Here is a 22,391-nt window from a genome sequence, read left to right on the forward strand (position 1 = left end):
TAAAAAAGCTCTCGTCTTTTACTAGGATAGCGCGGTGTTTACGGCCCTGCTTAACCGTATTCAACGGGCTTGTTGAGCAACGTCCACGGACCTCAAGTAGTCTATAGGAACGTCTGGTCTATACCAGACTCCGCCGCTTCTCCTGGCGAGTAGGGCCGCCCGCACCACGTTTAGACCTACGTTGTAGGCGTCTCTAACGGCCTGCTCGTCCTCGAGCGGGTCGACGCTGTGCGTGTAGGCTATCGCCCAGGGGGGTATTAGTACTCCCATGCTGTTCATAACGATCATCATGTAGGATAGCGCCATCATAACCCCGCTGTCAGCTCCAACGGCTATAAAGCCCGCCACCTTACCGTCTAGGAGGCTTCTACCCGCATGGAATATCATGTTTTCCAGGCTCGTTAGGCGATCGATGAAGTTCTTCAGTACCCCGCTCGACGCGTACCAGTAGACCGGGGTTGCCAAGATGAACCCGTCCGAGTCGATGAGCTTCTTTGCCACATCGTTGAAGTCGTCGTTGAATACTGGGCAGGGGAAGTAGCACTTCTTGACGTCCTCGCTCACGCAGCCCATGCAGGGGTTTATCCTGTAAGCGTATAGCCGGACCTCCTCGACACTCCCCCCTGCGTCTTCGACGCCCCTGGCAGCCACCCTGGCCAACTTGCTGGTTGCCCCGTTCTCGTGTGGGCTACCGTTTACAATAACGATCTTGACCACGAGGACCACCCCTCTATCTTGAGAGTAGAGAGAGCAGGTGACAGTGCTTGATTAAAGACGGAAGAGCTCCTTTATATCTTTTCGAGAACCCTCCCGATCAGGTCCATCACGGACTTGATCATGTACTCCAGTTTGCCCTCCTCTATGGGCTCGAATATTACCTCGACCACGGGGTCTGTCCTCGAGAACCTGAGGTAGACCCAGCCGACCTCCTCGTCGAATATCTTCAGTCCGTCTATCATCTCGATCTCCCTCATGTCCAAGGCCCTCGTTAACTCTCTGGCAAACAGGCCTCGCTTCTCGAACGGGAGGTAGATCTCCTTGACCACCCTGTGTATCAAGGGAAGTCTCGAGACAGCTTCGTTGATGTCGGACCTGCTCGCGAACACCAGGAGCCTCATAGCCGTGAATATAGCGTCCGGACCGTAGTGGAACTCAGGGTAGATTATAGAGCCCCTCTCGTCCGCCGCCAGAGCGTAGGACGTGTTGATCTTCTCCGATAGGCCCATGAGCCCTGTCTCGGCCAGCTCTACTTTACCGCCGAGCCTTTCCACGAACTCGACTATGGCCCTCGGCGTCGTCTCTGGGAGGAGTACCCTGCTCCCAGGCCTCTCGGTCAGGACCACCTGCGCCATTAATGCCACGAGCTTGTCGCCGGCGACCAAGCCGTGCCTGTCGGTGACCAGCGTTAGTTTGTCCCCGTCGCTATCGAAGATGAACCCCAGCCTGAACCCTGTCCCCTTCACTATCGCTATGCTGGAGTCGACCAGCTCCGTGAAGGCCTGTCTCCTAATAGCCCTCGGCGTCCTCACATCTGTACAGTTCGAGTAGTACAGGGGGAGCTTCGCCTTGAAGAAGACGTCCGCTATAACCTTGGAGACCACACCACCGCCGCAGTCCACTAGGACTTTCGAGAGCTTACTACCATCAACCTCCTCTAGGTCGAGTAGAGTGGACGCCTCCTCCGCGTACAGCTTTTCGAGCCCGTTCTCCTCGACGAGGAAGCCGGCGTCTATCTCGGCAGACCTCCTCAACTGCTCGCGGAAGAAGACGTCCTCGATCTTCCTCGCCAAGTTCTTGGACAGGAACTTGCCCTCCCTGTCGAAGACCTTGACGCGGATCTTCGCGTACTCGCCTTGTAAGGTGTTCACGTAGACCCCGCCGCTCGTCCCCAGCCTATTCACGCCGAAAGTGATAAAGGGGAGGGGTGTGTAGCCGGCGTACCTCACGCCGACCCCAACAGACATGAACCCAGCTATCATGCTCTGTAAGCCTACGTGGCTGGCCGGCGAGATGTCGCTACCCGCTATCACGCTCTCGCCCTCCCTCATTATACTGCCGATAGCCGAGCCCAGCTTCACGAGGAACTCCGGCGTTATGTCGATATTCAGTATACCGGTCAAGCCCCAGGGCTCGAAGAGTACCCTACTCCACCTCACGCCCCACCTAATGTCGGAGGAGACCGTTGTGTACGGGTCGATGATCTTCATAGGCCAGATCTTGACCCTCGCTTTTACGCTTGCCCCCCTACCTACGCGTGTCTCGTCGCCTATAACAACACCTTCCGATACGACGACGTGGTCTCCGAGAGTGACCTTCTCGCCGATCACCGCCCCCTCTACAACGCTCGCGCTACCGATGTAGGCGTTGTCGAAAACGATCGAGTTCTCGACTCTACTGCCCTCCTCTACCACAACGTTGCTACCTACAACAGTATAGGGGCCCAACGTGGAGGATATGATCTTGGAGTTGTTACCGACCACCACAGGAGGTATGACCCTCTCGACGTCTACGTGCGTGTTCCTGCCGATGAAAACGCCCGGCCTGATTTCTCGCCCCTCTACCCCGCCCGGTAGTGCGAGCCTCCGGGACAAGAGGTCCACGTGTGTGGCCCTGTACTGCTCTATGTCCCCTATGTCGCTCCAGTAGTAGTCGTCCACTCTCATGGCGAAGACTCTGAAGTTGCCTGCGAGGAGCCGGGGAATCACGTCGGAGGCGAAGTCTAAACTGCGCTTAGCCTCCAACTTCTTGAAAACGTGGGGTTCGATAACGTAGATACCCGTGTTTACGATGTCGCTGAAGACTTCGTTCGGCGACGGTTTTTCCTTAAACCTCAGCACCCTCCCCCTCTCGTCTAGCGCCACGATACCGAACCTAGTGACATCCGTCTCCCTCCTGACGGCCATGGTCAAGTCGGCCTGGTTATCGAAGTGGAACTCGACCAGCCTCTTCAAGTCGATGTTCGTGACGACGTCGCCGCTGATCACTAGTATCGTGTCGTCCCAGCCCATTAGATCGACGAGGTTCTTGACGCCCCCTGCCGTCCCCAGCGGCTTCTCCTCTACAGCGTAGTGGAGCCTAACCCCTAGGTCTGCCCCGTCGTTGAGGTGGGACATTATTACGTTGGGTAGGTAGTGAAGGGTGATGCCTATGTCGCTGATGCCCGTGTTCTCCTTCAAGTGCTTGATCAGCCTTACAATGATCGGCGTGTTTGCCAAAGGGATCATCGGCTTAGGCCTTGTCACTGTCAGGGGTCTGAGGCGAGAGCCCTCTCCTCCAGCCATTATAACTGCTTTGACCAAACAGGTTGCACCTCAGCAACGCCAACCGTCTTCACGGCAAAAAGCTCTGACACGGGTTCGCTCATCACGTGCGGGACCCAGATAGGATTATTTGCTCCATGGTATAAAAGCGTGACAACACAGTTAATAAGAGCCGTTTCTAATCCTAGGAGTTGGGTGTTTCGAACAGTGCTAAAGAGCATAGACTGGGGCGAAGTGAAGAGGAAGAGGGAAGAGTTCTGGAACAGCAGCCCGGCGTACAGGGCTATCTACGAGAGAATGGTCAAGCAGGGATACCACTTCATAGGCACTATAGGAGTTGTTAAGAGGTGCCACTGGAGCAAAGAGGCCGTCCTGAGGAACAGGTTCTGCTACAAGTGTCTCTGGTACGGTATCGAGAGCCACAGGTGCATCCAGATGTCACCTGTTGCCGCGTGGTGCTGGAACAGGTGCCTCCACTGCTGGAGGATACAGCCCGAGGACATAGGCCTCCACTGGGACGAGACGAGAGTCCCAGTGGTCGACGACCCGGAGGTCCTCGTAGAGGAGAGCATCAAGGTACACAGAGAGATAATGGCGGGCTTCAAGGGCAACCCCAAGGCAGACCAGAAGAGGGTGGAGGAGGCTATGAACCCGAAGCACGCCGCCATAAGTTTGACGGGGGAACCCCTCCTTTACCCACGGCTGGGCGAGCTCATTAAGGAGTACCACAAGCGGGGGATAACAACCTTCCTCGTCACCCACGGTACGAGACCCGACGTGCTAGCAAACCTAGAGGAGGAGCCGACCCAGCTCTATATAAGTATTGAGTCGTGGGACAAGAAGTCCTACGAGGAGTTCAACAGGCCGCTCGTCCCGAGAGCCTGGGAGCTATTCCAGGAGACGCTCGAGATGGTGAGGAGCTTCAGATCTCCCACAGTGTTCAGGTTCACGATAGTCAAAGGGTACAATGACCACGAGGAGGCTCTGAGGAGCTTTGCCAAGATGGTAGAAAAAGGCAACCCAACCTACATCGAGGTCAAGGCCTACATGTTCCTCGGAGGTAGTAGGGGCAGGCTGACTCTCGCGAACATGCCCGACCACGAGGACATAAGGAGGATAGCCCAGAGGCTGAGCGAGCTGACGGGGTACAAGGTGCTCAGCGAGAGCATACCGAGTAGGATCGTGCTGTTGAGCAGGATCGACAAGCCTATTAGGCACGGGAAGGGCTGTCCCGGCGGGGTAGAGCGCCCTGAGAAGTGGTGCCCAGTACTAACTAGAGAGTACGAGGAGAGAGAGGACTAAAAATCACATACTGAGTAGGATGATAGCAGCGAACATCAGCGCCGTCGCAACGGCTTTCTTCACGGTCAAAGACTCTTTCAGTAGAATAACGGACATCACAACAACGAAAAGCAGGCTCGACTTATCTACAACGACAACCGGAGTAGTAGGGCCTTTCTGGAGCGCCATAAAGTAGAGAAGCCACGAGAGCGCGCCGGCTACACCGCTCAACACGATGAACAAAACGTCTCTCGAGGTAAGGGTCCTCAGTAGTCCTGGGCCTTGGACCACTAACATGAACCCTACAGTGAACAACATCATGACAACAGACCTCACCGCCGTCGCCGTTACAGAGTCCACACCAGAGAGCCCGACTTTCGCTAAGATCGTCGCGAGCGCGGCCATGAGGGCGTCTAGGAGTGCGTAGACAAGCCAGTCCTCCACTTAAGACACCGTTAACAAAGCCCAGTATGCGTGTATCAAGTATAAAAGGCTTGGGTGTTCAGAACAAGTCCTCGTCCTGGACGTGGTCCTTACCTGTCTTGAGCGCGATCCACGCCTTCTGTAGTTCGCTACCTAAGTAGATGGCGTGGTCTAGCAACTCTATTAGGCCCCTCCTGGCTATCTCCCTGCCTATAGACACCGGCTCTGTACCGCAGAAGACGTGGTCGGGCCCGCTCTCACCAGTCCTGTAGTGCTCTACGACAATGCAGTTGTGCTCTCTGTCCACCCAGACCTTGAAGAAGCCCCTAGGGTCGAGCCTCACGGGCTCTAGTAGCCCAACCGTCACGGCGTTTACGGGAAGAGTGCCCCTGGCCTCCCGGCTCCTCTTGCTCTTCAGGTAGAGGAGGTTCACGCTGTAATCCTTTGGAGGCTTCCCCTCGTAGCGAGCCATGGAGGCTAGCCTAACGGCCTTCGCGAGCTCGCCTACGCAACCCCTCGTCTTGGTACTCCCCTCGGTTGTGAGCAGTAGCTCCACCCCCAGCTCCACGGCTATCGAGGCGAGGACCGCGTTGACCCCGTGGCAGTCAGCGTCGATGAACTCAGTGACGTTGCCCACCCCCATCATGAGAGAGGTATCTGGGAACCTCTCTCTGAAGTCGATGTACGATCTAATGCTCTCCAGCAACCCCATGAGGGGTGGGTGGAGTACGGGGTCCGCGATCACTTTAGCGAACCCCTCTCTCCTCAGCTCGCCCACCAGCCCCCCTAGACCTTCGATGGAGCTCTGCACACTCGCTTTAGATGCGCCAGGTGTGACCACGACTGTCGTGTCGCGGGGTGCGAGCCGCCTCACCAGGTCTAGGACCTCCCCGTTTGACACTAAAACCAGGTCGACGCCCTCCTTAATCGCCGCCTCTACCTCGCTGGGGTAGTAGGCGTCCACTCCCACCGGGACGCCCAGCCTGCCGCGGAGCCTTCTGAGGATAGACCCGATTTTTCCCGGCCTATCCTCTCCTGCTTCTCCTCCGACGACTACTACGTCGGCGCCGTTCTCGACGAATCTCTTGGCTGTGGTGACGGCCTCCTCCTCGCTTAGCTCCACAGCGTCGCTCACCTCGGCTACTACGAGTGGCCTTACGCGAGACACCGGTTTTGCGACAGGGCCAGACCCTATGGTGAAAACGCGCTTCTCCCACGAGCTCTCCTCAACTCTCTTAACCAATTCCTTCTCGCGCTGTGACCTGTAGCCCTCCAGTAGCGTGTCCGCGGGGTCTACCGGAGAGAACCTAACGCCTTCTCTGAGGGCCTTGATAAACAGTGGTATGTCCTGGAGGAACCGGGGCCCCTTAACGATGCTAACACCGAGCTCGCGGGCAACCTGAGATAGGTCGCCTCGCGTGAAGCCGGGGACCACAACTAGGTCGAAGCCCCGAATGAGGTCTCTGCGGGGCTCGAGCACCCGCCCTATAAAGGTTGCCGTCATGAAGGCTGCCACGTCTATATCGGCCACTAAGACGTCGTACTCGCCGGGGTTCAAGCCGCTTTCGTCGAGCACCCTCTTCAGCATCTCGCTAGCCAGCCTACCGGTTACAAAAAGCACCCTCAAGCAAAGACACCTCTCTCCCTGAGAACGTCGAGAACGCGGCCCGGGTTCTCGAGGACTGCCACCCCCGGTATTTCGGTTAACCTGTTTATGATGCCCACGTAGTAAGGGTGGGGCTTAACCCTTATCTCGACGTTCAACTTTATAGCGCCGTACGGGCACGCTCTAGCACACAGCTCGCAGAGGGTGCACTTCAACAAGTCTACTCTGACTTTGAACTCGTGGTCGCTGCTCAGAGCCCCTGTGGGGCAGACCGTACTCGCAACGCAGCTGCTACAGGACTCGCACGCGTCGCGGTCTATCAGTAGCGGTATCCTTGACGTTGTCTCGTTCAGGTCGGAGGGTACCACGAGGACGGGGGTACCCGTCTTTATCGCGTGGCTTACGAGGTTCGACACCAGTGAGTCCGCTATACCGTGCACTATCTTGGCCACCGTGTTGATCGTAGCGGGGGAGACCACCACGAAGCTGTACACGCCCTTGTACAACCTACCGGTTCTCGGGAAGCTGTGCCCCTCGTCCCTCTCGTAAACCACCTCGTTCGGGTACTCGCCGCGCACAACCTCCTCTAGCATTCTAATCATACCGTACATCTTCAAGACCTCTTCGCCAGCCCTCGAGACGAACACGGTAACCGGGACATTCCTGCTCCTGAGTGCTCGTATGGCTTCCAGCGACTCGTTGATGAAGACACCGGACCCGGTTATAGCCCAGGCTATGCCCTTCAACTCACACCTCCTCTATGTCCTCTATGTAGGCTAGGTTGAAGTCGAGCTCTTCAACGCGCCTGAGCCTGGCCCTCACCACGAACCTGCCGTACTTCACCTCTACTAGGACGTCGAGGTCGCTCGTCTTCAGGGTGCTGTAGTCGTAGGGGTCTTCGGGCTTGTGGTCGAACCTCCTCTTTATCGCGACTTTCGCCTTTGTCCTGTACGGCTGCGACAAGATCGACCTCTCGATGAGCCTTTCCAACAGCTCTGCGTCCTCGTTGCTCTTCAAGGGTATGCCCGTGAACTGGTGAACCACCATGCCCAGCGCGAGGCCTGCCTCGAATACCGCGCGGTCTCTCTCGGTCACCTTGGTGCTGAAGTAATTAGCTGCCCGGTCAGACATAGAACCGACCACTGGGTTTAATTACCTAGGCTCAACGTATAATCACATGTATGGTGTAGCGTGTTGATAAAAGTGGTTTACCCGGAGGCGAGGTACTTCAAGGAGATCGTGGACGCTTTGAGTAAGATAGTCGACGAAGTGGCTTTCCAGTTTCAAAAGGATAAGCTCAAGATCACGGCAATGGACATAAGCAATATCGCACTGATAGACATAGAGCTACCCGCAGAAGCGTTCAGCGAGTACAACGTAGAGGACCCGCTCAATATTGGGGTGTCGTTGTCCAACCTTAACAAGCTGTTCAGGAAGGCTAAGAAAGGGGACAGGCTCAGCATCGAGGGTGACGAGGAGCACGTCGAGCTGACGCTAGTCTCTGCGACGAAGAGGCTCTACAGGTTCAGGAACCTCGACGTCAAGCCGCCCGAGATATCTCTCGCTAGCCTGGAGTTTAAAGTGGACGCCAGGCTTATAGCGGGCGGCCTCAAGGAGGCGGTCAAAGACGTGGAAAGCGTCTCGGAGAAGATAGAGTTCGAGGCGACCGAGGAGGCCCTAATAGTGAGGGGGAAGGGTACCGGGACCGTCGAGGCCAAGTACCAAATCGGGTCGCCGGCTCTCGTGTCCCTCGAGGTAAAGGAGAGGAGTAAAGCCAGTTACCAAGTCTCCTACGTCTCCTCTGTGATCGGCCTTAGCAAAATATCCGACACCATAGCCGTCAGGTTCAGTACCGACTCCCCGCTCCAGCTGGAGTTCTCGCTTGGGGTAGGGAAGATACTGTACCTCCTAGCCCCCGCACTGTAGTTGGACTGACATGACGAGCAGGGTTCTAGAGGAGACGCTCAGGCTCGTCGAAGGGGTGGGGAGAAAGCTTAGAGAGCTCGGAGTCAACTACGTCGTCCTGGACGACCTAGCCACCGGGCTTTACGGGCTTGTCCAACCCCTCGAAGAGGTAAGGTTGCTCGTCGACGCGGGTAGAGAAGACGATGTTACCCGAGCCGTGACTTCTGCGACACAGATGGGCTTCATACAGGCAAAGCTGAGGGCATCGTTGCAGGAGAAGGGGGTTGCCGCTGTAAACCTCGTCACACTCCCTCTCCTAGTGATCGAGACGGCTGCGGCCGGGCTTGACGTTGAGCTACTTAGAGAGTCTTTCGCGTATAGCCTGCTCGGGCTCGAGGTCAGGCTCCCCCCGCTAGAGGGGTTGATCGCGAAGCTGGTCGTGAGAGGTCAGTACCCCTATACCGCGAAGGGGCTAGCGCTCATGATTGCGTGGGCGGACAGCCTGTCCAAGGACCGCCTCAAAAAGTCCCTCGAGAAGGGCGGTGTCGACCCGGCCGTCTTGAAAGCGCTGTTAGCAGAGGCGTGGGGGTTGGCCTCTGGCTTAGCCCCCCTGCGCCTCAAGGAGCGTGCCGTCCACGATTTGCTCGAAAACTTATAACGGCTATTTACTAGAATCCTGTTAACTAGGCTGCGTTTTCATCAGCTCGCGAGGGAAAACTGTATGGATGAGCTGTTCAAGAGCCTCAAACCCCAGACGCCGGGCCAGGAGGAGATGCAGATAGCCCTGTCCAACAAGAAGTACGAGATCGTGGGCCTCTTCGGGCCGACAGGGTCTGGTAAAAGCCTCTTCAGCCTGCTTTACGGTGTCGACGCAGTTCTTAGCGGAGAGTACAGGAGGTTCGTCATCTCGAGGCCCGTAGTCGACGTGACGACCGGACGGGAACTCTCTATGGTCGAGCTCGGAGAGATGTACTACGATGTCGCCTCGAACTACATGAGCGATGTCCTGTCCGGCTACATCGAGGTAGAGAAGATAAAGGAGCTGATCAAGCAGGGCAGGATCGTCATAGCCGACACCCACTACTTGAGGGGCAGGACGTTCGACGACTCGGTCATATTCCTAGACGACGTCCACAGCGTGTCCGTCGAGAGCGCTGTGGAGCTGATAACCAGGATAGGCAGGAACAGCCGTCTCATCGTGGCCGGAGACCCGGTCTTTCAGAGGGAGCACGGGAGTAGAGATAGCGCGTCGCTGCTGAGAGAGGTGCTCCTGGGCGAAGAGTCGGCGAGAGTCGTCGACCTCGGGCTCAAGGACATAGTCAGGCCCGGTGCGCGCAGGGGGGTTAAGCTGATACTAGAGACTAAGCTGAGGACGAGGAAGCTGAAGGACAGCGAGAAGATGATCGTCGACGCCGTAAAGATCAGGGCCCCCGACGCCGAGGTAATCACCGCTGTCGAGTTCATCGACGAGAAGAAGTCTGTCGGGCTAAAGACGGAGAGCCTACCCGACGCCCTGATAGTAGTCAAAGAAGGCTACATCGGGAGGTTGATAGGGAAGGGAGGCGAGAGGATAACCGCTGTCGAGAGTGACACGGGCCTCAAACTCCGCGCCGTGGAGCTGACGCTAGACCTGAAGCCGCTGGTGAGGTCGATACACCCCATAGGCTGGATCCACAAGCACATCGTCGACGCCGACTTCGCGGGCCCGGACCTCCTAGTCAAGGTGAGATCGGACGCCTACCCCGCCTTCGTGGGGCAGAAGGGGGCCCATGTCAGGTTCATCGACGCGGTTATGAGGAGGCTAATGGGGGTCGGGGTCAGAGTCATAGAGGTCGAGGCCCCCAAGGAGAAGCGCGGAGAGGAGAGGAAGAGCAGTAGGTAGGTTTGCTCAGGCTATTTTTCCGTTGATCAGCCTTATCGTCTTCTTGGCCGAGTTCAACAGCCCCTCGTACAAGAAGTGTGTCGAGACGAGGACGGCCTTCGTATTAGAGAGCTCCCTCAACACCGCTAGGAGCCTGGACGCGTTGGACGAGTCTAGGCTATTGAACGGCTCGTCTAGCGCGTAGACCTCCGCTTTAATCGACAGGGCTCTTATCAACGAGCAGAGCTTTGCCTGCCCCGCGCTCAGCTCCCGCGACTTCCTTTCGAGTAGCTTCTCCGCTTCGAAGATCTCGATTAGACGCTTCATGAAGTCCTCGTCTACTCTACCTGATAGCCTGCCCCCCATCGTCAGGTTGTACCAGTAGGTCCCCCGTAGTAGAATAGGCTTGTCGTGGGAGTATACAAACTTGCTCTTTAACTCGGCGAACTCCCTCTTGCTGGTGTTCCAGGCGTCCAAGCCGTCGACAATTACGCGACCTCGGCTGGGTCTCAGGTTGAGCGAGACTATCTTCAGCAACGTGGTCTTCCCCGACCCGTTGGGCCCCACCACGAGGTACAACCCCGGGCCGTCGATGGACAGGCCCACTTCCTCGAGAGCGTACTCTCTACCATTGTACGTGTGGCTCACGCCTTCTAGGACGACCTCCAAATCCTCTCACCCATAGTCTTCAACGCTAACGTTATCAGGGCCGTGATCGAGATCAAGACTAGCCCGACGCTAATGGCGTCCTCGTAATTTCCTATAGACGTCTCGAGGGCTATCGCAGTAGTGAGCACGTTCGTGTACCCCTGAATCCCGCCGCCGGCGATGAGGGCGACCCCTAGCTCCCCAATGGCCCTCGAGAACCCCACCAGGTAAGACGTGAAGAGGTCAGGTATGATCTCCCTCGCCACTATCCCGAAGAGGCCTCCGCTCGTTAGGCCCAGTGATGCTGCCAATTCGCTCACTACGCTGAGGCTCCTCCTGACGGACCTGTACAAAACGACCGCTGAGACCGGCAGGGCGACGAGACTCTCGCCTATCACGATAGCCCATGGAGTGTAGAGCAAGTTCAGCGGGGCGAGAGGGCCCCTAGGGTAAAGTAGCATGTAGGTCAGGAGGCCTATGACAGTTGTGGGGACGCCAACTAGCGACTCTAAAAAGCCCGCGACGACGTTAGCCAAGCTCTCCCGGGCACGGGCCAGGGAGAACGACAGAGCAAGGGCGGCTATGAAGGATACGAGTGAAGCCAGCCCGGATATCCACAGGCTTCTCAGCGTGATGTCGAGGAGGCTCTCCAAGGCTCAACACCCAGATGGAAAAATGCTTCTTGAGGGATAAAGGCGTGGCCGCGTCAGGCGAGCCTGCTCAGCTCGACCCAGGCGGACTCGACAACTGTCAGGTTCTGAAGGGCTGGGTTGAAGAGGCCCTTGTACTTTGAGGCTATTAACTGCTGCCCTCTCGTGTTCAAGTACTCGGCGAGCAGGAGCGCTAGGTTGTTCACGTCCTTGCTCCTACAGCTCTGGCTAGAGGAGACGTAGAAGCTGTAGACGTTGATCAGTAGCTTGGGGTCTCTAAGGAGTACAACCAAATCGCTGATCTTGCCCTGTGATACGAGGCTCTGGAGCGTCCCGACGTCCGTCAGGGTGTACGCCTTGAGGTTGTCGGCCATTAGAAGGGTCTGTGCCATGCCCTGCCCCGAGACCAAGTACCAGGCCTTACCGCTGGGGTCGAGCCCCGCGAGCTTCCAGAGCTGTAGCTCCCTCACATGAGTCCCGGAGTTGTCGCCCCTACTCACGAACTTGGCCAAGCCCTTTTCACCCGCCTCGTAGATCCTCTTGAAGGCGTCGACAGCCGATGCGGCGTTAGAGACTCCAGCCGGGTCGTCCTTTGGCCCCACTATCACGAACTCGTTGTAGGCGAAGATGCTCAGCCTGACGATGCTACCGTTGAGAAGGTACTTCAGCTCGAGTGAAGGCGCGTGGGTGAAGCCCAGGCAGGCCGAGCCGTCGCTCAACAGTCTCAACGCCTCGCCACTCCCTTTAGCGAGGACGCTGAACTCGACACTCAGCCCGGTAGCGTTCTTGAAGTCCGCCAGCAGGTCGTCTAGCAGGTGGGTCTGGTACAAGCTAGTCGTCGTCGACACTGTAACTCTAGTAGGCGGTGCCTGCGACCCGCTCGGGGTACTCGCGGAGCTGAACAAGTAACCGCCCGCGAACCCGGCTAGGAAGGCCGCGAGGAGCACGAGCACGATTACAGCCTTGCCCACGAGGAGCACCCTTTGTCTCGACTCCGTTTTCAATTAAAAAACTTTCACCTCAACGTCGAGTACGACCTGGTAAACTCGCGGCCCCACCATCCTGACGACCCTCTTGTTCGCGACGTTGAACCACTTGACGCCGACCTCGCCGAGCCTCTGGCTCAGGAGAGCCACGGCCTTCCCAAAGTAGTCCTCGCCCTTAGCAGCCTTAACGTGGAGGTACACGTGCACCATTCCTTTGCCGTCCTTCAAGGCCATAACGGCGTAGGGGAGGTGGTCTAAGGCGATGTCCGGGTAGGGCATTAGGACCCTGTCGCTCGAGCCGGCGAGCCTCTCTTGGATCACTTTTACAGCGTCCCCTAGAATGGGCTCTACCACCCCCTCGACCTTGTTGAGCCTGACGTTCTCCACCATGTACCTGTACGCGTCTGGGTTGATGTCGACGCTGTAGACTTTGGACGGCCTGCTATACTTTGCGATTATAATGCTGAACAAGCCGGCGCCCGCGTACATGTTTAGAACCACTTCACCTGGCCGGACGAGGCCGGCGACCCTCTTGTGCTCGAAGCCTAGAACTGGGGACACGTACACCCTCGTGATGTCCACCTTGAAAAGGCAGCCGTGCTCCTTGTAGACTGTCTCGCTCCTCGGCTCTCCAGCCAGGTGAACGTACTTCCGGAGCCTGTACTCCCCTTGGACGCCAGGGTAGCCGCCCCACACGCTCTTGACGTACTTGAACTCCTCCAAGATCCTCTCGGCGAGTCGCTTGAGAACGTCAGCCTCTATACCGGGCGGTATCCTGATCAGAGCTATGTCTCCTACGAACTCGATCCTCCCCCACAGCCTGCTCGCCACCTCCTCACCCAGCGTCTCGCCAGCCAGCCTTCTCAGCACCTTACCCCTGGACAACGTTACCCCCACGCTCAGACTGTCTCCCGACTACTGTTGATGGGGGTATCTGGACTTATAGTACTCGCAAAACTCTTTGATGAGGCACTCGTGGCACGAGGGCTTCCTGGCTTTACAGGTCGCCCTGCCGTGTTGGATTAGAAGGAGATGGGTCTCGAGGTACTTATCTGGCGGTAGGCAGCTTAGCCAGAAGCCGGATACTCTCTTGTACGAGCCTCCCTTCACGAAGCCGAGCCGTGTGGTTATCCTCTTTATGTGCGTGTCGACTGGGAAAGCCGGTTTCCCGAAGTAGACCAGCAACAAGACGTCAGCAGTCTTTTCGCCCACCCCAGGTAGGTTCATCAACACCCTCCTGGCCTCTGGGACGTCCATTTTCCTGACCTCCGACTCGAACTCCTCGAGCCGGTCTCTTAGGTAGCTCGCCAATTCCACGATCCTCTCAGCCCGCTGAAGGTGTAGGCCAGCGGGCTTTATCAGCTGTGCTAGCTCGCCTGTGTCCAGCGAAAGAACCTTCTCGGGGGCGAGTTCGCCGAGCTTGCCTTTCAAGTTGGAGAGCGCTTTGATAGCGTTCTTGTCGCTGGTGTTCTGGCTCAATAGGACGGCAACGAGGTGCTCGAAGAGGTTCCCTCTCGCAACTAGCCCGACGAACTCTCCCTCTCTTATCTCGTACTTCCTAGACAACAGTTCGTAGATACGCGTGCAGACCTCCTTCAAAAACAGACCCTGGACCAATTAGATTACGGATTCACAGTATTAACGTTAGTAGGTAGTATACGAGTGCGGATATGAGATAAGCCGTGCCCATCAACAGGAGGATTGAGAGGGCCGTGAGCTTGGCACTTCTCGTCTCGCTATATATTGTGGAGAGAGTGGCTAGGCATGGGACATAGAGTGTCGTGAAGACCCCTATCGCGATGAGTTGAGCGTCCGTCAAGCCTATCACCGAGACCGCCTCCGCCATGTTGGGAGCCCCGGTTATCGTGAGAATACTCGACACGAAGACCTCCTTCGCGACGAACCCCATGAGAAGCCCGAAGACCACCATCCAGGTGTTTTCCCCTGTGACATGGAACGGGTAAACCGCGGGAGCGAGGAGCCTGGACACCTCTGCTGCGATACTGTTAGACGGGTCATCAGTGTAAGTGAGCGCGGGGGTAAACGACGACAAAGCCCATACGACGACGCTGGACAAGAATATGATCGTGCCCGCCTTCTCTAGGAAGTGCTTCACGTTATTCCACGTCATCCACCACACGACTTTGCCGAGCGGCTTGTGGTAAGCAGGGATCTCTAGGAGCATCTCGGGGGTAGGCTCCCTTGTCCTCGAGAGCCTGTACAAGGCGTAGTTCAATACTACGAACGCCGAGAAGGCCGCCACGTAGCCAGTGAAGACCATAAGCCATCCACCTAGAGTCCTCAGAGCTGTCGCGAGGGCCAGTAAGACGACGAGCCTGGCCTGGCAGGGGACTAACGGCAGTGTGAGTATCTGTCTAATCCTCTCACCTGCCGTCAGGCTTGCCCTTGCCCCCATTATACCGGGGACGTTACACCCGAGCGAGATGGTTATTGGGAACAGCGCGTTGCCTGACAAGCCTATCTTTGTCGTCAACGCCGAAACCCCCACGGCCATCCTCGGGAGTAGACCCGCGTCCTCTACCACGGACAGGACAAACATGACGATGAGTATCAGTGGTAGGAAAGCGAGTATTGTGGCCACCCCGCCTATGACGCCGTCTGCTACAAAACTCGCCAGCAGCGGGTTAGCTATAGACGACCTCGCCAGGTCCATGAGCCAGCCCAGGCCTTTCTCCAACAGGCCCGACAGGCTGTACTCCTCTACAGCACGTGCCAGCTCCTCCTGCCCGAGTAACGACAATACGGTGTTCAACGGAAACCCCGTGTTGACTGTGAAGACCAGCATGAAGATCGACAAGAGTAGCGTTAAGCTGAGCGCCATCCCGATAACAGGGTGGTAGAAAAGGCTCCTCGCCCTTTTCGTCTCGGGGATCCTGGCTCTGACTATCGCCTCGCGAGCTAGGCTCATAATGAAGCTAAACCTCTTCGCCGACGCGAACTCGGATATGTCTCTACCAACGGCCTTCCGGGCCTCCGCCCTCACCTCCTCTAATGACCTGTACACATCGCCACCGCATTTCTCAGACAGTAACTCGGATAGCTCTTCGTCGCCCTCGAGTAGCCTTATTGCGAGCCACCTCGAGGGGTACTCTTTCAAGCCTTCGCACTCCGCCAGCTCCCGCTCGACGCTCTCTATGAAAGGCTCTAGCTCTCCGTAGTCGATTCTCAAGTAGTCTCTTCTACCGCCTTTCTCCGCTACTTCTACTACTTTGTCCAAGAGGTACTCTATACCGTAGCCTGTCGCCGCGGATACAGGCACTACAGGGACGCCGAGCCTTTTCTCCAATGCGTCGAAGTTTATGTGTATACCCATCTCGTGAGCCATGTCGTACTTTGTGTAGGCTACCACTACGTTCCTGAACATTTCTAGGATCTGGATGGGCAGGTACAGAGTCCTCTCGGGTATAGTCGTGTCCACGAGCGCTATAATGACGTCAGCTTCTCCTCCGAGGATGTAGCTTCTCGAAATCCTCTCCTCCAGGGTCAACGCGGAGAGGCCGTAGACGCCGGGCAGGTCCACTAGTTTGATGCGGTAGCCCCTGTGTTCTAGAAACCCCTCGTGTTTCTCGACTGTAACGCCCGGCCAGTTGGCAACCAAAACCCTGTTCTTGGTAAGCAGGTTGAAGAACGTAGACTTGCCGACATTAGGCTGACCCGCTACTGCTACAGTGACCTCCTTCAGCTCTCTTTCACCTCTTCAACGTAGATTCTCCTGGCGATCCCCCTACCAATAGCTACCTCTACCCCCATCACTCTCAGCACTACAGGTCCAACACCGTAGTTTGACACGACCTCCACGATACTACCGGGTAGGAGACCCATCTGGTAGAGCCGTTGGACCCACCCTCTCCCGTCCACGCTCACAATCCTAAGCCTCGCACCAGGCCTAGCATTGTCGAGTGTAAGCATCCTCCATTCCCATGTTCGGTTATCCTAACACTAAATCCTATTATGCTATAACGCTGATACGCCTTTTTAAAGGTGTGTAGCCCGGTATGTCGACCCGCGATATCCACGACGAGAGGCCGGCGCGAGAGATCTACATAGACTTCGTCGGTATAGGGTGGATAAGGCTGCCCCCGTTTACTTGGGGGAGTATAACGCTTGTCCCGATGCTGAAGGCCTACGTGGACCTACCACCCTACATGAGGGGGGTTCACCTGTCTAGGAGCTATAAGGCCGTGAGGTCCATGACGAGCGAGCATGTCTACAGAGAGCCGGAGGTCTTAGCTGAAAGGCTGCTATCCCTCCACGAGTACTCCGGTAGGGCTCTCGTGGTACTGAAGGCCAGCGGTCTCGTCAGAGAGGGGGACGACTACAGGTCTTTCGAAGCCTCCAAGCGAGTGCTATACGCGAGGGGCGTGGGCGTGACTAGGAGGGTCTGGAGCTACAGGTTCACCACCTCCAACGCCTGTCCCTGCGCGCTTCAGACCTCCCTCGAGCTGACCGGGAGGCCTCTGACCCACATGCAGCGGGTGGTCGTAGAGGTGACGCTGAGAGGCGGCCACGCGGAGGTCGACGAGGAGGCGTTGATAAGCGGTCTTTCGAGCATTGTCCAGCCATCGTTGAAAGGGTACTTGAACAGGGTCGAGGAAGTCGAGCTAATAAAAGGGCTTGTTGAGAGACCTATGTTCGTCGAGGATGTCGTGAGAGAGGTGGCGAGCTGGATAAGAGACAACCTGAAGTGGTTCAAGGGCTATGCCACCGTCAGGGCCATCTCATTCGAGTCCATCCACGAGTACAACGTCGAGGCAGCACTGAGAGTGAAGCTAGGATAGGTGAGCCGGGCGTTGACGTGGGTCGTAGACAGGAGCGAGTGGACGGCCCTCTACAGTGTGATCAAGTCCAGGCTGCCCCTGTCCTTCGATAGAGACCAGTACGCAACAGACGTGCTGAGCGGCCTGATCTCGGCCCACAGAGGGAAGACCACGCTCGAACAGCTGCCGAGGCTCAGAGGCGCCGTAGTGGTCTTCGGCTGCGGCAAGAACCTGGAGGAGGACACCAGGCTCTACAAGGAGAAGTACAGCCACCTACCCGTTATAGCGGCAGACGGCTCCACGAAGCACCTACTCGAAGAGGGCGTCCTGCCGCTGATAGTGGTGACAGACCTTGACGGCGACGTTAGGTACATAAACTTGGCGGCCCAGAGGGGCTCTATTGTAGTGGTTCACGCCCACGGGGACAACGTGGATAGGCTGAGAGCGGTGGTGCCGAGGCTGGACGGGAGGCTCGTAGGCTCGACCCAGGTGGAGCCGAGACCCTTTGTCTACAACTTCGGGGGTTTCACGGACGGCGACAGGTCCGTCTTCCTAGCAAGGGCCCTCGGGAGTACCCGCGTCATACTCGCGGGGTTCGACCTCGACAGCCCCCACTACTGCCCCTCTGACGTCGTAAAGGACTTGAGTGTGAAGAGGCTCAAGCTCGAGGTGGCAAGGGTGCTCTTGAGGTACCTTGAAGAGAGAGGGGTCAGAATCGAGTTTATTCAATAGAGCTTGAGAGGCTTCACGTCCAGCTCGTCCATCACAGCCCGTAGGTCTCGGAGGAAGGAGTTGAACTCACTTATAGAGACTAGAACGACAGTGCCCGAGTAGACCCTGAATAGCGGCCTAACGAGCGTGAGGATGACGCCAGCGACCTCTACGGCTCTCTTCACGACCGGGTAACGAGCCGCCACAAAGCTACGGTACCTCCTCATCTTCTCGAGCCTCTCGAGGTGCCTCTGGGCTGCGGCCGTCAGAGAGACCCTCGTGTTCCTACTCCAGTGCTTACAGTCCACGGCTAGGGCTATACCCGTCACCGTGTCGACACCTAAGACGTCTATCTGGAACCTCACGGGACTAGTCAGCAAGAGGTTTGTGACGGTCTCGTACGAGTTCTTGGAGAGGATCTCCGCGGAGAACTCCTCGAAGTCCCTCCACGAGATCAGCTCGCTGACCCTCGTAGGGCTCATACCCCGCTGTACAAGCCTCAGGGCTAGGTCGATCGGGTTGACGACCCTGACCAGCTCGCCCTCGACGCGTAGAGCTGTGCCGTGGTCTCTCACCAGCCTCTCTAGGACTTCGCGGGAGAAGCCCGACAACCTCGACAACTCCTCGAAGGTTAAAACGCGGTACTTTAGTAGGAGCTCTAGCGGGTTTACTATCATTGCTGAACCCTGTTGCCGTGCGTTCTCAAGTACTCGTTGACCGAGTTAAATAGGTATTTTAGCCGAGCAGCGATAAGAATCATGAGCACGACCAATTTGCACCGCCCCGAGGCGTTCGCCGATGTCGGACTTTGTGGAGAGCGCTAGAAGGGACATCCTAGTTGAGAGTGTCTCAGACTACACAGTCTCACACGAGATGACTGTGTGCGACCTCGTCGAAGCTTTTGGTAAGTCCCACGGTTTCATGGCCTCCCACGTCTACAACGCCTCCCGGGTACTGGCCGCCATGTTGAGTGACGCCGACGTCCTCAAGATCTTCTCCTTCACCGGTAACCTCGCCGCGACCGGCCTGAGAGGGGTCATCGCTCAGTTGATAAGGGAGGGCTTCGCCGACGTGGTTATAACGACGTGCGGGGCCGTAGACCATGACATAGCGAGGTCTACTGGCTCGAGGTACTATAAGGGTGACTGGCTATACGACGACGCGTTCTTGAGGAGCGTGGAGGTGCACAGGCTCGGGAACGTGCTAATACCCTGGGAAGGCTACGGTATAGCCATAGAGAAGTTCACGAGGAGCCTATTGGACGAGCTGGTGAAGGTCAAGAAGGAGTGGAGCGGCGTGGAGCTACTCGCAGAGGTCGGAAAGAGGTTGAGAGACGAGAACAGCTTCCTCAGAGCAGCCTACGAGAAAGGGGTGCCCGTAGTAGTCCCAGGCCTACTGGACGGGGCTTTTGGAACGAACATCGTCTTCCACAGTACTATGAGCGGCCTGAAACTAGACCTCCTCGCTGACGAGAAGCTCCTCTCGGAGAAGGTGTTCTCGGCGAGGAAGGTCGGGGGGCTGATCGTAGGTGGTGGCATATCGAAGCACCACGCCTTGTGGTGGTCTCAGTTCAAAGAGGGGATGGAGTACAGCGTCTACATCACCACGGCGGTCGAGTACGACGGGAGCCTGAGCGGGGCCCACTTGAGGGAGGCCATAACGTGGGGGAAGGTGAAGCCCAGCGGGAAGAGCGTGGTGGTCTACGGCGACGCCACCGTCCTTTTGCCAATAATTGTGGTGGGGGCGAAGTGCCTTATGAAGCGTGGGTAACTTGCTAGTACACGTTGGGATAGACGACTTCGACTCCCACACGGGGGGTTGTACCACACACCTGGCTGTCAAAATAGCGTGGGAGTTGACAGGTAGGAAGGCTAGGCTGGTCGACTACCCCAACTTAGTAAGGCTCAATCCAGCGGTGCCCTGGAAGACGAGAGGGAACGGTGCCGTAGCCCTAAGGCTCGAGACGGAGAGGGCCGCCAGAGACATACTCGACATGATCGAGGTGATGGCAGAGGACTACGCCAGGGAGTTCGACAACCCGAAGCATCAGCCGGCAATCGTCGTGCTCGAAGGGGGGATACCCGAGTACTTGAGGAGGATCGGCACGAGAGCAGTCGGGGACCTGATCCCTCTCCAAGTCGTTGAGAGAGTCATAGAGAAGTCGGGGGCTCTGGCAAAATCTGTTAAGGGGAGGAGAGGGCTAGTAGGGGCTACAGCTGCGATAGGCGTAGACCTCCTCGAGGGCGACTTCACGTACGAAGCGATTCTCTACAGAGTCAGGGAGAACATCGGTAGGCCGAGGCTCGTAGACGCGGAGTCGGTCAAAGAAGCCGAGCTGGGATCTAAGGGAGCTCTCTTCCTCAACTACGATCACGACACGGGCCGGCTGTTGGCGACCCCGAGAGGCCCGGACCCCATATTAATGGGGATAAGAGGAGAGAGCCCAGAGCCCATTGTGACGGCGCTGAAGTCGATAAGAGTGTTCGAGGAAGTAGAGGCGGTGGTGTTGTTTAGGACTAACCAGCACACCGACATGCACCTCCAGGAGGTGGAGTCGGTCTGCGAAGCGTACCCCTACAGGTGTGTGAGAGTCAGGGGCATAATCACGAGAGCCCCGCAAAGGATCCAGGGCGGGCATGTCGTGTTCAGCGTGTCAGACGGACACTGCTCAATAGACGTCGCGGCCTACGAGCCCACCAAGGAGTTCAGGGACGTCGTCTCCGAGCTCGTGGCCGGGGACGAGGTCGAGGTGATGGGGTGTGTGAGGCCCGGCTCCGCCACCCACCCTCCGACCCTCAACCTCGAGAAGTTGCGGGTGGTGAGGCTCACCGAGGTCTACAGGTTCGAGAACCCGCTATGCCCCAGGTGTGGGGCTAGGATGACTAGCGCGGGGTATGGAAAGGGGTTCAAGTGCCCGAAGTGCGGCTACCGGACAACGGAGTTGGGGAAGGTGAAGATAAGGATCGAGAGGAGTATAGCACCAGGTCTCTACCAGCCGCCGAAGCATGCCTTCAAGCACTTGATGAAGCCCGTTGAGAGGTTTAGTATACCCCCGAAGAAGTTCGACTACCGGCTAGTAGACCCCTTTATTAAACCACCGTCGGGGGCTCCCTAGGGGTGGAGTCTCGTCACGGCTCAGCATTGAAGTCTTCGGTCATCCAAGTAGCTTGTAATGTTGTTAAGCCTTTAAAACTGCTCTACAACCGAGACCTCGTACAATATTACGTACTTGAGTTTCGCCCTAGCGATCTGCCTCTCTAAGCTCAGCCACTCGACCTGGCTCGCCTCCCCTCTACTCCTCCCCATGACGACCGTAGGGTAGTTGTAGTAGGGTATCGAGACGATGTGGGACAGCCAGTTGCCCTTAACGCCGAAAACAGTGTCGATGCGGACCCACCCCCAGGGTGGCAGGAAGGCAACCGCCCACGCGTGTCCTCCCCCGCCTACCATGGTTATATTGAGCATCCCGTTGTCCCCCACAGTCTCCAGGCGGAAATCGCTGGACAAGTATACCATGCCGTACTCCTGGTAGCTGGGTATCCCAAGCCCCCTGAGCACTGTCACGAGGAGGTTGGACTGGTCGTCACAGTCGCCCTCCATGAAGAGGAGGGTCTCCCACGGCTCTCTCGGTGGCGTCCTGATCGAGTAGGCGATGTTGGAGTCCACGTACTCTACAACAGTTCTCACGAGGTCTACGGGCTTGCCAGGGTCAGCAATAGACAACACGTACCTGAGGAGTAGCTTGATGAGTGGGTTGGTGTAGTTCCACCCGCTCGTCGCGGATACGTAGTCCTCCAAGGTCGAGTTCAGCACTATAGGCTGGGACTTTTCCTCCAGCCTACTAGTGTTGCCTGTTATATACGCGTCCGAGAAGTCTATTATGCTCTCGAACCTGGACAAAGTGTCTACTCTGACCACGTAAACCACCCACGCGTCGACTTTAGAACCCGGCGTCAGGTTCGTCCACGAGCTTGGGGGGATGACCCTGATGTAGGGTTCGTCCCCACCGTAAATAGCGTAACTGACGTTCACGCCGTTAAACCGCGCCTCGACACGCTCTATCCTCTGAGTCGGGTCTTCGAGTGGGTAGTTGAACTCCGTGACCCCCGTCTCGGAGAGGGGGACAGGCGTAGACCCCATGTTTTGGACCTCGTTGTAGATCTTCACGTAGACCTGTTGTACAGTAGGCGTGAAGTCCTGCCCCAGAGCGGTCGGCACAACTGACAAGCTCAAGATTAATACCGCTATTGCGACTAGAAAGGCCCGCGGCATAACTCTCTCA

At 57.1% G+C, this 22,391-nt stretch carries 23 protein-coding genes; 8 read left to right on the forward strand and 15 right to left on the reverse strand.

Going from position 1 to position 22,391, the window contains the following annotated elements:
* Positions 1 to 60: 60 nt before the first annotated feature.
* Both WLZ34_RS00465 and WLZ34_RS00470 read right to left on the reverse strand, forming a co-directional pair.
* The gene (locus WLZ34_RS00465) at positions 61 to 717 is read right to left on the reverse strand and encodes a flavodoxin family protein (protein ID WP_434731436.1); all 657 of its coding nucleotides are present in this window, start codon (positions 715 to 717) and stop codon (positions 61 to 63) included.
* A gap of 71 nt (positions 718 to 788) precedes the next feature.
* On the reverse strand, positions 789 to 3,299 hold the full coding sequence (locus WLZ34_RS00470; RefSeq protein ID WP_434731437.1) for a sugar phosphate nucleotidyltransferase: 2,511 nt from the start codon (positions 3,297 to 3,299) through the stop codon (positions 789 to 791).
* Between the two features lie 168 nt (positions 3,300 to 3,467).
* On the opposite strand from WLZ34_RS00470, the gene twy1 reads away from it, so the two are divergent.
* Positions 3,468 to 4,562, forward strand: a complete 1,095-nt coding sequence (gene twy1, locus WLZ34_RS00475) for a 4-demethylwyosine synthase TYW1 (RefSeq protein WP_434731438.1) — start codon at positions 3,468 to 3,470, stop codon at positions 4,560 to 4,562.
* Positions 4,563 to 4,565: 3 nt separating this feature from the next.
* On the opposite strand, the gene WLZ34_RS00480 is transcribed toward twy1, so the two are convergent.
* The 4 genes from WLZ34_RS00480 to WLZ34_RS00495 are packed head-to-tail and all read right to left on the reverse strand — an operon-like array spanning position 4,566 to position 7,701.
* Entirely contained in the window at positions 4,566 to 4,985 is a 420-nt protein-coding gene (locus WLZ34_RS00480) for an EamA family transporter (protein ID WP_434731439.1), read from the reverse strand.
* Between the two features lie 58 nt (positions 4,986 to 5,043).
* Positions 5,044 to 6,585: a dihydropteroate synthase-like protein gene (locus WLZ34_RS00485; RefSeq protein ID WP_434731974.1), complete on the reverse strand. Its 1,542-nt coding sequence runs from the start codon at positions 6,583 to 6,585 to the stop codon at positions 5,044 to 5,046.
* Between the two features lie 2 nt (positions 6,586 to 6,587).
* The gene (locus WLZ34_RS00490; RefSeq protein WP_434731440.1) at positions 6,588 to 7,316 is read right to left on the reverse strand and encodes a flavoprotein; all 729 of its coding nucleotides are present in this window, start codon (positions 7,314 to 7,316) and stop codon (positions 6,588 to 6,590) included.
* 1 nt (position 7,317) lies between these two features.
* Positions 7,318 to 7,701, reverse strand: coding sequence for a dihydroneopterin aldolase family protein (locus tag WLZ34_RS00495; RefSeq protein ID WP_434731441.1), 384 nt, complete (start codon positions 7,699 to 7,701; stop codon positions 7,318 to 7,320).
* A 60-nt stretch (positions 7,702 to 7,761) separates the two neighbouring features.
* Here WLZ34_RS00495 and pcn point away from each other — a divergent pair, with 60 nt between their 5' ends.
* The 3 genes from pcn (at position 7,762) to WLZ34_RS00510 (ending at position 10,357) form a co-directional block, all read left to right on the forward strand.
* The gene (gene pcn, locus WLZ34_RS00500; protein ID WP_428726487.1) at positions 7,762 to 8,496 is read left to right on the forward strand and encodes a proliferating cell nuclear antigen (pcna); all 735 of its coding nucleotides are present in this window, start codon (positions 7,762 to 7,764) and stop codon (positions 8,494 to 8,496) included.
* Between the two features lie 10 nt (positions 8,497 to 8,506).
* The gene (locus tag WLZ34_RS00505) at positions 8,507 to 9,133 is read left to right on the forward strand and encodes a hypothetical protein (RefSeq protein ID WP_434731442.1); all 627 of its coding nucleotides are present in this window, start codon (positions 8,507 to 8,509) and stop codon (positions 9,131 to 9,133) included.
* A 63-nt stretch (positions 9,134 to 9,196) separates the two neighbouring features.
* On the forward strand, positions 9,197 to 10,357 hold the full coding sequence (locus tag WLZ34_RS00510; protein ID WP_434731443.1) for a PhoH family protein: 1,161 nt from the start codon (positions 9,197 to 9,199) through the stop codon (positions 10,355 to 10,357).
* 6 nt (positions 10,358 to 10,363) lie between these two features.
* On the opposite strand, the gene WLZ34_RS00515 is transcribed toward WLZ34_RS00510, so the two are convergent.
* From WLZ34_RS00515 to WLZ34_RS00545, 7 genes are read right to left on the reverse strand one after another with little or no spacing between them, the layout of a single operon-like run.
* Positions 10,364 to 10,942, reverse strand: coding sequence for an ATP-binding cassette domain-containing protein (locus WLZ34_RS00515; protein ID WP_434731975.1), 579 nt, complete (start codon positions 10,940 to 10,942; stop codon positions 10,364 to 10,366).
* Positions 10,943 to 10,989: 47 nt separating this feature from the next.
* Positions 10,990 to 11,637: an ABC transporter permease gene (locus WLZ34_RS00520; RefSeq protein WP_434731444.1), complete on the reverse strand. Its 648-nt coding sequence runs from the start codon at positions 11,635 to 11,637 to the stop codon at positions 10,990 to 10,992.
* 53 nt (positions 11,638 to 11,690) lie between these two features.
* Positions 11,691 to 12,605 (reverse strand): substrate-binding domain-containing protein, encoded by a 915-nt coding sequence (locus WLZ34_RS00525; RefSeq protein WP_434731445.1) that lies wholly within the window; start codon positions 12,603 to 12,605, stop codon positions 11,691 to 11,693.
* A gap of 33 nt (positions 12,606 to 12,638) precedes the next feature.
* The gene (locus WLZ34_RS00530; RefSeq protein ID WP_434731446.1) at positions 12,639 to 13,505 is read right to left on the reverse strand and encodes a class I SAM-dependent methyltransferase; all 867 of its coding nucleotides are present in this window, start codon (positions 13,503 to 13,505) and stop codon (positions 12,639 to 12,641) included.
* Between the two features lie 30 nt (positions 13,506 to 13,535).
* Positions 13,536 to 14,219 (reverse strand): endonuclease III domain-containing protein, encoded by a 684-nt coding sequence (locus WLZ34_RS00535; protein ID WP_434731447.1) that lies wholly within the window; start codon positions 14,217 to 14,219, stop codon positions 13,536 to 13,538.
* Between the two features lie 31 nt (positions 14,220 to 14,250).
* Positions 14,251 to 16,323 (reverse strand): ferrous iron transport protein B, encoded by a 2,073-nt coding sequence (gene feoB, locus WLZ34_RS00540; RefSeq protein ID WP_434731976.1) that lies wholly within the window; start codon positions 16,321 to 16,323, stop codon positions 14,251 to 14,253.
* Positions 16,320 to 16,550: a FeoA family protein gene (locus WLZ34_RS00545; RefSeq protein WP_434731448.1), complete on the reverse strand. Its 231-nt coding sequence runs from the start codon at positions 16,548 to 16,550 to the stop codon at positions 16,320 to 16,322. The genes feoB and WLZ34_RS00545 overlap by 4 nt, the downstream gene beginning before the upstream one ends.
* A gap of 86 nt (positions 16,551 to 16,636) precedes the next feature.
* Here WLZ34_RS00545 and WLZ34_RS00550 point away from each other — a divergent pair, with 86 nt between their 5' ends.
* Together WLZ34_RS00550 and WLZ34_RS00555 are read left to right on the forward strand one after the other, a co-directional pair.
* Complete coding sequence (locus WLZ34_RS00550) at positions 16,637 to 17,419, forward strand: GTP cyclohydrolase, FolE2/MptA family (RefSeq protein ID WP_434731449.1); 783 nt, start codon at positions 16,637 to 16,639, stop codon at positions 17,417 to 17,419.
* Between the two features lie 12 nt (positions 17,420 to 17,431).
* The gene (locus WLZ34_RS00555) at positions 17,432 to 18,130 is read left to right on the forward strand and encodes a 6-hydroxymethylpterin diphosphokinase MptE-like protein (protein WP_434731450.1); all 699 of its coding nucleotides are present in this window, start codon (positions 17,432 to 17,434) and stop codon (positions 18,128 to 18,130) included.
* Here the strand turns inward: WLZ34_RS00555 and WLZ34_RS00560 are convergent.
* Positions 18,124 to 18,786 (reverse strand): restriction endonuclease, encoded by a 663-nt coding sequence (locus WLZ34_RS00560; protein ID WP_434731451.1) that lies wholly within the window; start codon positions 18,784 to 18,786, stop codon positions 18,124 to 18,126. The two genes, WLZ34_RS00555 and WLZ34_RS00560, sit on opposite strands and share 7 nt — an antisense overlap.
* 121 nt (positions 18,787 to 18,907) lie before the next feature.
* Here WLZ34_RS00560 and WLZ34_RS00565 point away from each other — a divergent pair, with 121 nt between their 5' ends.
* Both WLZ34_RS00565 and WLZ34_RS00570 read left to right on the forward strand, forming a co-directional pair.
* A complete protein-coding gene (locus WLZ34_RS00565; RefSeq protein ID WP_434731452.1) occupies positions 18,908 to 19,879 on the forward strand; it encodes a deoxyhypusine synthase in 972 nt (323 codons plus the stop codon).
* On the forward strand, positions 19,872 to 21,224 hold the full coding sequence (locus WLZ34_RS00570) for a TiaS agmantine-binding domain-containing protein (protein ID WP_434731453.1): 1,353 nt from the start codon (positions 19,872 to 19,874) through the stop codon (positions 21,222 to 21,224). The genes WLZ34_RS00565 and WLZ34_RS00570 overlap by 8 nt, the downstream gene beginning before the upstream one ends.
* Positions 21,225 to 21,295: 71 nt before the next feature.
* Here WLZ34_RS00570 and WLZ34_RS00575 read toward each other — a convergent pair whose 3' ends face one another.
* A complete protein-coding gene (locus tag WLZ34_RS00575; protein ID WP_434731454.1) occupies positions 21,296 to 22,381 on the reverse strand; it encodes a transglutaminase-like domain-containing protein in 1,086 nt (361 codons plus the stop codon).
* Between the last annotated feature and the right edge of the window lie 10 nt (positions 22,382 to 22,391).

Source organism: Thermogladius sp. KZ2Tp1 (assembly GCF_051131135.1).
In the GTDB taxonomy this organism is placed as follows: Archaea; Thermoproteota; Thermoprotei_A; order Sulfolobales; family Desulfurococcaceae; genus Thermogladius.